Origin of the sequence: Burkholderia sp. E168m23, assembly GCF_016586125.1 — a bacterium.
Lineage (GTDB): Bacteria > Pseudomonadota > Gammaproteobacteria > Burkholderiales > Burkholderiaceae > Burkholderia > Burkholderia orbicola.
On record NZ_BCPP01001197.1, the window covers coordinates 1 to 1,781 of the forward strand.

Here is a 1,781-nt window from a genome sequence, read left to right on the forward strand (position 1 = left end):
TGCATCCGGTGATCCGCGAAATCGTCGGGGGGGCGTCGCGCTTCAGCGCCGCCGACGCGTTCGCCGCCTTCGACCGGCTGGCGGCGCTGCGCGTCGACGCGGCCCGCGCGTGGGACGGCCTCGACGCGATCGTGATGCCGACCTCGGCGACGACCGCGACCGTCGATGCGCTCGAAGCCGATCCGATCGCGATCAATTCGCGCTTCGGCTACTACACGAACTTCGTGAACCTGCTCGACCTGTCAGCGATCGCGGTGCCGGCGGGCACGTGCTCGACCGGGCCGCATGCGGGCTTGCCGTTCGGGATCACGTTCGTCGGGCGTGCGCACGACGATGCGCGGCTGCTGGATCTCGCACAGGCGTGGGGCGATGGCGCCGCCGCCGTCGACGACGTTCGGCCGCCCGCGGCCGCGATGTCGGCGCGTGCCGCCGCCGCGGGGGTCGTGCGCGTGGCCGTCGTCGGCGCGCATCTGCGCGGCGAACCGTTGAACGGGCAGCTCACGCAGCGCGGCGCGCGATTCGTCACCGCGACCACCACCGCGCCGGCCTATCGCCTCTACGCGCTGTCCGCGGAAGCAAGCGGCGGTGTCGCCAAACCGGGGCTCGTGCGTGTGCCGAACGATGGCGCGCCGATCGCGGTCGAGGTCTGGGAGATGCCGGTCGACGCGTACGGCAGCTTCGTCGCCGGTATCGCGGCGCCGCTCGGCATCGGCACGCTGACCCTCGCCGACGGTGCGCGCGTGCAGGGCTTCCTGTGCGAAAGCGTGGCGCTCGACGATGCGCAGGACATCACGCGCTTCGGCGGCTGGCGCGCTTACCGCGCGCAGGCCGCCAGCGGCGCATTGCAATGAACGCACGGTCGCGCGATGCCGCGGCATCGCGCGACCGGCACCTGAAACGATACGGAGATTCCGATGACAACGACCCGCAACACGACCGGCTGGCTCGCCGTGCGCCGCGAGCTGACGACGCGCGGCAAATGGACGCTCGCGCTGGCGTCCTTCCTGCTGCCGTTCGCCGTCTGGTGCCTGATCAGTTATGTGCCGTTCGTCTGGCATCCGCAGATGCGCATCACGAACCCGGGCAGCGTCGACTATTTCCAGACCGGGATGCAGATCGACCGCGACGTGTTCGACGACGAGCTCGCGCATGCGCGTGCGACGCACGCGGCGGTGCCCGAGGGCGAGCGCGCGAATCCGGTCTACCTGCCGGCGCCGCACCAGGTCTTGCGCGCGTTCTACACGGCGTTCACGACACCGCCCGCGTCGCGCGATGGCGTGTGGCTGCACGAAAGCCTGTGGCACAGCATCCGCATCATCTTCTGGGGCTTCGTGATTTCGTCCGCGATCGGCGTGCCGCTCGGCATCGTCTGCGGCACCTTCAGTGCGCTCGCGCGGCTGCAGGAGCCGTTCCTGGAGTTCTTCCGCTACCTGCCGGCGCCGGCGTTCGGCGCGCTGATGGTCGCGATTCTCGGCATCTATGACGCGCCGAAGATCGCGATCATCGTGATCGGTACGCTGTTCCAGCAGGTGCTGATCATCGCGAACACCACGCGCAAGCTCGAATACGGGCTGTTCGAGGCCGCGATGACGCTCGGCACGAAGAAGCTGAAGCTGCTCACGCACGTCGTGATTCCGGGCGTGCTGCCGGACCTGTATCGCGATCAGCGCATCCTGCTCGGCTGGGCGTGGACTTACCTGATCGTCGCCGAGCTGGTCGGCACGAGCTCGGGCATCACGTGGTACATCAGCCAGCAGGCGCGCTATCAGCATTTCGACAAC

General features: G+C 69.1%; 2 protein-coding genes. Both read left to right on the top strand.

The features are described 5' to 3' along the window. Nucleotides 1–851: amidase family protein (locus tag JMF90_RS35625; protein ID WP_268906095.1), on the top strand; the 851-nt coding region annotated here is incomplete at its 5' end. A 63-nt stretch (nt 852–914) separates the two neighbouring features. Further along, on the top strand, nt 915–1,781 hold an 867-nt coding region (locus tag JMF90_RS35630), incomplete at its 3' end, for an ABC transporter permease (RefSeq protein WP_201326209.1).